An 8,930-nucleotide genomic window follows, 5' to 3' on the forward strand; every position below is an offset into this window, starting at 1 on the left:
CGATCAGCTGACCGGTGTCGATGGCGACTGCTCCTGACACATTCTCCGGGTGATGGTGGCGCTACGCGGCCTGACAGGTCCCGCGCACCCGATCGAGTGTAGCGGGCGGCGGTTTCGGCTCCCCGTCAGCTCGCCGGTGTGGAGGCGGGCAATTCTTCTTCCTCGCTCGGATCGGGCACCGGCCGGGCTTTGCGCCGGAAGACCTTGACGAGCCCGATGGCCCCCGCCGCGGCGAACACGGCGTAACAGATCAGCAGGGCGGGCGGAGTTTCCCCGGTCAGCGCGTCGCCGAGGACGACGACCGCGACCGTACCCGGCAGGCTGCCGAGCGCCGTCCCGATCAGATACGGGGCGAACCGGACCGATGACACTCCGCACAAGTAGCTGAACGGAGCGAACGGCACCATCGGGATCAGCCGTAAGGACGTGATCGCCAGGACGCCGCCGTCGGAAAGCCGGTCGTTGACCGCGCGGACCTTCGTCCGGTGCAGGTGCCGGACGACCAGATCGCGGCCGAGTGCCCTCGAAAGAGCGAACGAGAGCGCCGACGCGACCGTCGTCGCCAGGATGCCGACGACGATGCCCGTCGTGGCGCCGAGCAGCAGCCCGCCCGCCAGGTTGAACACGGTGCGGGGGATCGGCGCCACGGTGAGCACCGAATAGGCCAGGAAGAAGACCAGGGGAGTGGCCGGGCCGGTCTCGGCGGCCCAGGCCCGCAGCCCGGCCGGGCTCGGGATCGGCAGCAGGACCGCGGCCGCCACGAAGAGGGCGAGCACGGTGAGCGCGAGGATCAATTTGGTACGGCCGGACACTGCGTCAACCGTACGGTATCCGCTGTGATCGACACCGAGGCGCTGCGGACGCAGCCCGAACTCGCCGGCGAGCACGTCGTGCTCACGCAGCTCGACGAAACCTACTTCGAGACCACGTGGAAGGCCCTGCAGGAGCCTGAAACCATCCGGCTGACCGGTACGCACACCCGGTTCACGCCCGAGCAGATCCGGACCTGGCTCGCCGGGCGGAGAGGACTCGACGATCGCGCGGACTACGCGATCGTGCGCGAGGAGGATCGCACGCACGTCGGCGATCTCGCGCTCACTGACGTCGACAGGGACAACCGCTCCGCGTCGTTCCGCATCGCGCTGAACGGGCCGGAGTTCTTCGGCAAGGGCTACGGCACCGAGGCGACCGGGCTGCTGCTGGACTACGCGTTCGGCGCCGTCGGCCTGCATCGCGTCTCCCTGGAGGTCTTCGACCACAACCCGCGGGCCCAGCGCGTCTACGAGAAGGCCGGGTTCGTCCGTGAGGGGCTCCAGCGGGAAGCGCTGTGGTGGGACGGCGAGTGGCATGACGTGGTCACGATGGCAATCCTGAAGACCGATCCCCGGCCCTGATCGGCGATACGGTGTCCGCATGCCCAAGAACGGTGAGCCGATCGAGGTCGAGGCAGGCGAGCGCAAGGTCCGGGTATCCAGCCCGGACAAGGTGTACTTCCCGGCAAGGGGGGTCACGAAGCGCCAGGTCGTGGAGCATTACGTCGCGGTCGGGAAGCCGTTGCTGCGCGCGATCGGGGAGCGGCCGACCACGCTGAAGCGCTACGTCGACGGCGTCGAGGGCGAGTGGTTCTACGCGAAGCGCGTGCCGAAGGGCGCACCCGAGTGGGTGGAGACCGCGAAGATCACCTTCCCGTCCGGCCGGACGGCCGAAGAGGTCTGCCCGACCGAGCCCGCCGTGTTCGCCTGGGCGGCGAACCTCGGCACCTTCGACTTCCACCCGTGGCCGGTGCGGCGGCCCGACGTCGACCACCCCGACGAACTCCGCATCGACGTGGACCCGCCGGACGAGGCGGGCTTCGCCGACGCGGTCGAGGTCGCGGGCGTGGTGCGCGAGGTGCTCGACTCGGCAGGCCTGGTCGGCTACCCGAAGACCTCGGGCGGCCGCGGCGTGCACGTCCTGGTGCGGATCCGGCCGGAGTGGGACTTCATCGACGTCCGCCACGCGGTGATCGCGCTGGGCCGTGAGGTCGAGCGCCGCATCCCGGACAAGGCGACCATCGCGTGGTGGAAGGAAGAACGCGGCGGCCGGGTCTTCATCGACTACAACCAGGCCGCGCGCGACCGCACGGTGGCGTCGTCCTGGTCGGTCCGCGGTACCCCGCGGGCGACGGTGTCGACGCCGCTGACCTGGGATCTGCTGACCGAAGTGGACCCGGACGACTTCGATGTCCTCACCGCCGGCGCGTTCTACGACGAGCGTGGCGACCTGCACGCGCCGATGGACGAGCAGGCGTTCGGTATCGAGACGCTGCTGGAGTGGTACGCGCGGGACGAACGCGACCACGGCCTCGGTGAGATGCCGTATCCGCCGGACTACCCGAAGATGCCCGGCGAACCGAAACGCGTCCAGCCCAGCAAGGCGCGGGACGACACTTAGCACGCATCAAGTGACGACGCGTGCGGCGTCGGTGACGAATTCACGTTTTTCGTTCGTTCTTGCTCGCGGAGTGATTGCGCTTTCGTGTCGATCCAGAAACCAGTCACGGCTGGGCGGTGGATCGATACGAGACTGTGTGACGCACGGGACCCGGCCGTAACGCCGGGCTTCCTGCCAGCGACATTTCCCACCGAACACTAGGCTGGGGGAGGACGAAGGAGTATCCGTGGACGACCTGATCGCCTTTCTCGCCGCGCGTGTGGGGCAACGCCAGGCGTTGATCATGCAGGCGGTCAAGAAAACCGAGATCAACGAATCGCTCACCCGCGGTGAGACCAAGGTCGTCATCGAAAAGAAGATCCGTTCGCTCAACGACCTCGAACTCGACACGGTCAATCAGATGATCAACGAGATCGAAGCGACCCGGCGGCTCCTGCAGGCGCACCGCACCACCGTCTCGGAGAAGGTGCCCGGATTCCCCTTGTACGGCAACGAGTACTGGTGCGAGACGTGCCACGTGCCCGCCGACGAGGCCGGGACGAACTGGTGCCTGACCCTGCGGCTGCTGGCCCTGCCGCACGCCGACCACCCGGACTACAGCGAGCGCTGGCGCCCCTGAGCGGGGAATGCCCGCCGGGTCCGGACGCGTTGACCCGAAGGTGATCACGCTTTCGGTACTGGACCGGTCCCCGACCCGCCGCGGCGGCGACGCGCCCCGCGCCCTGCGGGACACCGTCGCCTTCGCGCGGGACATCGAAGCTCTCGGCTATCACCGGTTCTGGGTGTCCGAACATCACAGCGTGCCCGGCGTCGCCGGTTCGGCGCCCACGGTGCTGGCGGCCGCCGTCGCTTCGGCGACCGAGTGGATCCGGGTCGGCACCGGCGGCGTGATGCTGCCGAACCATCGCCCGCTCGTGGTCGCGGAACAGTTCGGCGTGCTCGAATCCCTCTTCCCCGGCCGGATCGACATGGGGCTGGGCCGGTCGGTCGGGTTCACCGGCGGGGTCCGGCAGGCGCTCGGACACGAGAAGGACGACGCCGATCGCTTCGGCGACCAGGTTCGCGAGCTGCTGGGTTTCCTCGCGGGCGACCAGACGACCTATCCGGGTGTGCACGCCATTCCCTCGGAAGGTCTGCGTGTGCCCGCGTTCCTGCTGGCCACCGGTGCCGGGGCGCGTCTGGCCGCGGAACTGGGGCTGCCGCTGGTGATCGCGCCGATCCGCGGCGAGGGCCCGCTGCTCGAAGCCATCGACGGCTATCGCTCAGGGTTCCGCCCGTCCGAGCGGGCGTCGCGGCCGTATGTCGTGGTGTCGACGGCGATCGCGGTCGCCGAGACGGCCGAACAGGCGCGGCGGCTGCTGATCCCCGAAGCGTGGTCGACGGTCTACTCGCGGTCACACGGCGTCTTCCCGCCGTTGTCGCCGGTGGAGGAGATCCTCGCCGGGCCGCTGCCGGACCGGGAACGGGAACGGCTGGACCGGGCACTCGACGGTCAGATCTTCGGCACCCCGGACGAGGTGGGCGACCGGCTGGCCGGGCTCGTCGCCAAGACCGGAGCCGACGAGATCCTGGTGACCACCAGTACTTTCGATCAGGTGGAGCGGCTGGATTCCTATCGCGCGCTGGCCGAGGTCGCCGGACTTCGCGGCCTGGCCGCGGTCTCCTGACTTTTGCTAGGGTCACGGCCATGACTGCCGGGTCGGCCTCGGGCCGTGAGCGGACGGGTTTCCCGGCCTCCGCTTGAGCTCCGCGCGGGCACGAAGCCCGCCTCCCCGTATGCGTCCGTCTGTTGTGGACCATGCGCGGAGAGGAGGTGAATCGCATGTCTCCCACCGAAAACTGGCGTGAGTTCGTCGCCGCGCACGCCGATGGCGGCGTCGTGGACGGCGTCGTCACGCGGGTGCTGCCGTTCGGGGTGTTCGTCGAGGTGGCCCACGGGATGGAGGGGTTGCTGCCGACCGTCGGCGGAACCGGCCCGCTCACCGCCGGTGCGGCCGTCGCGGTACGGCTGGACAAACTGGACGTCCAGAATCGGCGGTTCAGCCTGACCCTGGCCTGACCCGGCGCGTTTCGTCCTCTGGATGCGGTACTTGCCCACGCAACGACCGCATCCGGAGGACTGCTTGCGGGACGGGAACCTAGAGGCGCAAAAGGAGTTGGGTGAGGATGCGCTGCGCGGGGTCGTCGAGGTCGATTCCGCACACCTCGCCGGCGCGGCGCACCCGGTAGCGGACCGTGTTCGGGTGGATGTTCAGCTCGCGCGCCGCTTTCCGGACGTCGCCGAAGGCGTCGAGGTAGGCGAGCACGGCGGGCACCAGGATGCCGCCGTGCTCGGCGTCGTGGGCGATCAGGTCGGTCAGCCGCGGATCGCGGATCCTCGGTTGCTCGCTCAGGAACGCGAGCACCTCCGAGAGCAGGACCTCGGCACGGACGTCGGCCAGCGAGGCGACGTCCGCGGTCCCGTGCCCGCGTGCCATCGTGGCCAGCACGCGGTCCGCGTCGCCGCGCGAGGCCGCCGCGTCGGAGAGGCTGGGGACCACACCGCCCAGCGCCGCGCGCACCCGGACGTCGAGATGTCGTTGCGCCGTGCCGGCGATTTCCTTGGCCAGCGCCAGGATCCGCGGTTCGGCGTGCTCGGGGAGGTCGGGCAGCAGCGCGTAGACCCGGCCGCCGATCACGCTCACCAGCGCGCTCCGCCGGTACGCGGCCGTGTGCACGGTGATCAGGTGCACCAGCTCCGCGCGCCGGAGCTGCCGGTCCGTCGCGGCCCGGTCGCGGGGGAGCGAGAACGCCAGCACCATGGCCGGTTTTCCGGGATCCGCGCCGATGTCGTCGGCGACGGACTCGGCGTCGAGGCGGCCGTCGAGCAGCCCGGTCAGCAGATCCTCGCGCAGCCGGAGCTCCGGGCTGGGCAGCGTCCGGTGCCGGATCAGCTGCGGCGCGAGCGCGCGGCTGGCACCGAGCAAGGCGACTTCCGCGCTTTCGGTGAGCGGATGCGCGCCCTCCTGGACCCAGATCGTGCCCAGCGGCTGCGATCCGGCGTGGATCCCGGCCGCGATCCGCCGCCGGATGCCGAGATCGGGCCGCTCGTCGATGCGGACGATGCCCTCGCCGGCGCGAAGACGCTGGTAGACGCCCCATTCGCGCAGCATCGCGAGGTAGCGTTCCGGGCCTTCGCGGCCGAGGATCGAGAGCCTGCGCAGCTCGTCCACCTCGTCGCCCGCCCGCGAATAGGCCAGCACGCGGCTCGCGGTGTCCTCGATGCTGACCAGGCCGCCGGTCAGCGTCGCGATGGTCTGCGCGAGCGAGAACAGATCGCCCAAGACCTCGCCGCTGTCCGCCTCGCCACCGGCGCGAGCCGCGTCGACGACGCCCCTGGCCAGTGCTTCGACCTGCTCCCAGCGCGCCTCGTGGCCGACCTCGATCAGCGCGATCCCCGCGTCGGTCGCGACGTTCACGACGGCCATGCCGTTCTTGACCGCCACGGCGGCCGCGCCGGACCGTCCCGCCGCCCGGATCGCCCCCGCGGCGGAGCGTCCGCGGGCGCCTATCACCAGGACGAGGTCACCCGGATGGGCGTCGGGCGGATCCTCCGGATCGTGGATGACGACGTCCTCCACTCCGACGCCGAGCCCGCCCGGGGCCGCGAGCACCCTGACCAGCGGTTCCCCGAGCGTGGCGAGGACATGCCGGAGGGAGGCGCCGGGGGTCGTCTGAGTAGTCAGGGAGGACACTGTCATCACCGATTAAGCCGATCGGACAAGATGGTCACCCTGATTCTAGCCAGTAGAACAAGCCGTCGCGGCGCCGTCAGGTCTACCGTTCGGGGTGAGACCTCTACCCGGCGAAGTGCAGTCAGGAGCAGTCAGTGGACGCCGTGACCCAGACCCCCGCCCCGAAGAACGAGCCGGTGCTGAACTACGCACCGGGCAGCGCTGAGCGCGCTGAACTCGAGGGCGCGCTCAAGTTGCTGGGCAACGCCGACCCGATCGACATCACCGCGACCATCGGTGGTGAGCAGCGCAAGGGCGGCGGCGAGAAGATCGAGGTCGTCCAGCCGCACAACCACAAGGCCGTGCTGGGCGTCATCCACAGCGCGACCGCGGAGGACACCCGCGACGCGATCGCGGCGGCCAAGGCCGCCGCCCCCGGCTGGCGCGCGCTGTCCTTCGACGACCGCGCCGCGATCATCCTGCGCGCCGCCGACCTGCTGGCCGGCCCGTGGCGCGCCAAGCTGAACGCCGCCACCATGCTCGGCCAGTCGAAGACCGCCTTCCAGGCCGAGATCGACTCCGCCTGCGAGCTGATCGACTTCTGGCGGTTCAACGTCGCCTTCGGCCGTCAGATCCTCGCCGAGCAGCCGGTCAGCTCGCCCGGTATCTGGAACCGGATGGAGCACCGTCCGCTCGAGGGTTTCGTGTACGCCATCACCCCGTTCAACTTCACCGCGATCTCCGGCAACCTGCCGACCGCGCCCGCGCTGATGGGCAACGTCGTGCTGTGGAAGCCGTCGCCGACGCAGAGCTACGCCGCGCACATGCTGATGCGGCTGCTCGAAGAGGCGGGCATGCCGCCGGGCGTCATCAACCTGCTTCCGGGTGACGGCAAGGCCGTCTCCGAGGTCGCCCTGACCCACCGTGACCTGGCCGGGATCCACTTCACCGGTTCCACCGCGACCTTCCAGCACTTGTGGGCCACCGTCGGCGCCAACATCTCCGGCTACCGCACGTACCCGCGCCTGGTCGGCGAGACCGGCGGCAAGGACTTCGTGCTCGCGCACGCCTCCGCCGACGTCGACGTCCTGCGCACCGCGCTGATCCGCGGCGCCTTCGAGTACCAGGGCCAGAAGTGCTCGGCCGCGTCCCGCGCCTACGTCCCGCGTTCGCTCTGGGCGAGCCTGAAGGACGAGCTGGTCTCCGAGACCGAGGCCATCACCTACGGCGACGTCACCGACCTGGACAACTTCGGCGGCGCCGTGATCGACCGCCGCGCCTTCGACAAGCACGCCGCCGTGCTGAAGAGCGCGGCCGAGGACGCCGAGATCGAGGTCATCGCCGGTGGTACCGCCGATGACAGCGTCGGCTACTTCGTGCGCCCGACGATCCTGGTGTCGGACAACCCGAACCACGAGATCTTCCGCACCGAGTACTTCGGGCCGATCCTCGCCCTGCACGTCTACGAGGACGAGGACTTCGACAACGTGCTGAAGCTGGTCGACGAGACCGCCGACTACGCGCTCACCGGGGCTGTCATCGCGAACGACCGCACGGCCGTCGCCAAGGCGGCCGAGGCGCTGCGCTTCGCGGCCGGCAACTTCTACGTCAACGACAAGCCGACCGGCGCGGTCGTCGGCCAGCAGCCTTTCGGCGGCGGTCGCGCGTCCGGCACCAACGACAAGGCCGGTTCGGTGTTCAACCTGCTCCGCTGGACGAGCCCCCGCTCGGTCAAGGAGACCTTCGTCCCGCCCACCAGCGTCCGCTACCCCCACCAGGGCTGAGTTCTCCAGGAGTCCGTGATGTTGCGTGCCCCGTTGCTCGCCGCCGCTCGATCCCAGCGGATGCGCAAACTGGTCGAGTTCGTCCCCGCCACCCGATCGGTGGTGGGCCGGTTCGTCGCCGGTTCGAAGACGCCCGACGCCGCCAGGGTGGTCCGCGAACTGACCGACGACGGCCTCCGGGTCACCCTCGACCACCTCGGCGAGGACACCACCGACGCCGAGCAGGCCGCGACCACCGTCCGCGCCTATGAGGAACTGCTGACCGCGCTGGCGGCCGACGGCCTCGCGTTCGGCGCGGACGTCTCGGTGAAGCTGTCCGCGGTCGGGCAGTTCCTGCCCGCCGACGGTGAGAAGGTCGCGCTGGAGAACGCCCGCAAGATCTGCGCGGCGGCCGAAGCGGTCGGTGCCACGGTGACCCTCGACATGGAGGACCACACCACCACCGACTCGACGCTGGGCATCCTGCGCGAACTGCGCACCGAGTACCCGTGGGTCGGCGCGGTGCTGCAGGCCTACTTGCGGCGCACCGAGCAGGACTGCCGTGACCTGGCGACGGAAGGTTCCCGCGTCCGGCTGTGCAAAGGCGCGTACGCCGAACCCGAGGAGGTCGCGTTCCAGGACAAGTCCGAAGTGGACAAGTCCTACGTGCGCTGCCTGAAGATCCTCATGCAGGGCAAGGGTTATCCGATGGTCGCCTCGCACGACCCGCGGATGATCGCGATCGCCGAGAAGCTCGCGGCCGACGCGGGCCGCAAGGCGGACGACCACGAATTCCAGATGCTGTACGGGATCCGTCCCGAAGAGCAGCGCCGGATCGCGGGCGACGGCAAGACGATGCGCGTCTACGTCCCCTACGGCGACGAATGGTACGGCTATTTCATGCGCAGGCTGGCGGAACGCCCGGCGAACCTGGCGTTCTTCCTGCGCGGACTCGCCACCAGGGGCTGACCCGGTCCCCGGTGGCACTGGTCCGCTGAAAGACAAAGGGGCCCTTCCCCTG

Annotated in this window: 9 protein-coding genes; 7 read left to right on the forward strand and 2 right to left on the reverse strand. The window is 69.9% G+C overall.

Translation table 11 applies throughout. The features are described from left to right. Positions 1-125: 125 nt before the first annotated feature. Positions 126-812, reverse strand: coding sequence for a TVP38/TMEM64 family protein (locus ACFVM3_RS34470; protein WP_378444084.1), 687 nt, complete (start codon positions 810-812; stop codon positions 126-128). Between the two features lie 24 nt (positions 813-836). Here ACFVM3_RS34470 and ACFVM3_RS34475 point away from each other — a divergent pair, with 24 nt between their 5' ends. The 5 genes from ACFVM3_RS34475 (at position 837) to ACFVM3_RS34495 (ending at position 4,492) form a co-directional block, all read left to right on the forward strand. Continuing rightward, a complete protein-coding gene (locus tag ACFVM3_RS34475) occupies positions 837-1,394 on the forward strand; it encodes a GNAT family N-acetyltransferase (protein ID WP_378444085.1) in 558 nt (185 codons plus the stop codon). 19 nt (positions 1,395-1,413) lie between these two features. Then, positions 1,414-2,433 (forward strand): DNA polymerase domain-containing protein, encoded by a 1,020-nt coding sequence (locus ACFVM3_RS34480; RefSeq protein WP_378444086.1) that lies wholly within the window; start codon positions 1,414-1,416, stop codon positions 2,431-2,433. Between the two features lie 226 nt (positions 2,434-2,659). After that, positions 2,660-3,052 (forward strand): DUF6221 family protein, encoded by a 393-nt coding sequence (locus ACFVM3_RS34485; protein ID WP_034318123.1) that lies wholly within the window; start codon positions 2,660-2,662, stop codon positions 3,050-3,052. 7 nt (positions 3,053-3,059) lie between these two features. Beyond that, positions 3,060-4,100, forward strand: a complete 1,041-nt coding sequence (locus ACFVM3_RS34490; protein WP_378444087.1) for an LLM class flavin-dependent oxidoreductase — start codon at positions 3,060-3,062, stop codon at positions 4,098-4,100. A gap of 155 nt (positions 4,101-4,255) precedes the next feature. Then, the gene (locus ACFVM3_RS34495) at positions 4,256-4,492 is read left to right on the forward strand and encodes a S1 RNA-binding domain-containing protein (protein WP_378444088.1); all 237 of its coding nucleotides are present in this window, start codon (positions 4,256-4,258) and stop codon (positions 4,490-4,492) included. 79 nt (positions 4,493-4,571) lie between these two features. On the opposite strand, the gene ACFVM3_RS34500 is transcribed toward ACFVM3_RS34495, so the two are convergent. Beyond that, positions 4,572-6,173, reverse strand: coding sequence for a PucR family transcriptional regulator (locus tag ACFVM3_RS34500; RefSeq protein WP_378444092.1), 1,602 nt, complete (start codon positions 6,171-6,173; stop codon positions 4,572-4,574). 128 nt (positions 6,174-6,301) lie between these two features. Here ACFVM3_RS34500 and pruA point away from each other — a divergent pair, with 128 nt between their 5' ends. Together pruA and ACFVM3_RS34510 are read left to right on the forward strand one after the other, a co-directional pair. After that, complete coding sequence (pruA, locus tag ACFVM3_RS34505; RefSeq protein WP_378444089.1) at positions 6,302-7,930, forward strand: L-glutamate gamma-semialdehyde dehydrogenase; 1,629 nt, start codon at positions 6,302-6,304, stop codon at positions 7,928-7,930. Positions 7,931-7,948: 18 nt separating this feature from the next. Next, on the forward strand, positions 7,949-8,878 hold the full coding sequence (locus ACFVM3_RS34510; protein ID WP_378444090.1) for a proline dehydrogenase family protein: 930 nt from the start codon (positions 7,949-7,951) through the stop codon (positions 8,876-8,878). The last annotated feature ends 52 nt before the right edge of the window (positions 8,879-8,930 follow it).

It is taken from the genome of Amycolatopsis sp. NPDC057786, from assembly GCF_042797905.1.
GTDB lineage: Bacteria > Actinomycetota > Actinomycetes > Mycobacteriales > Pseudonocardiaceae > Amycolatopsis.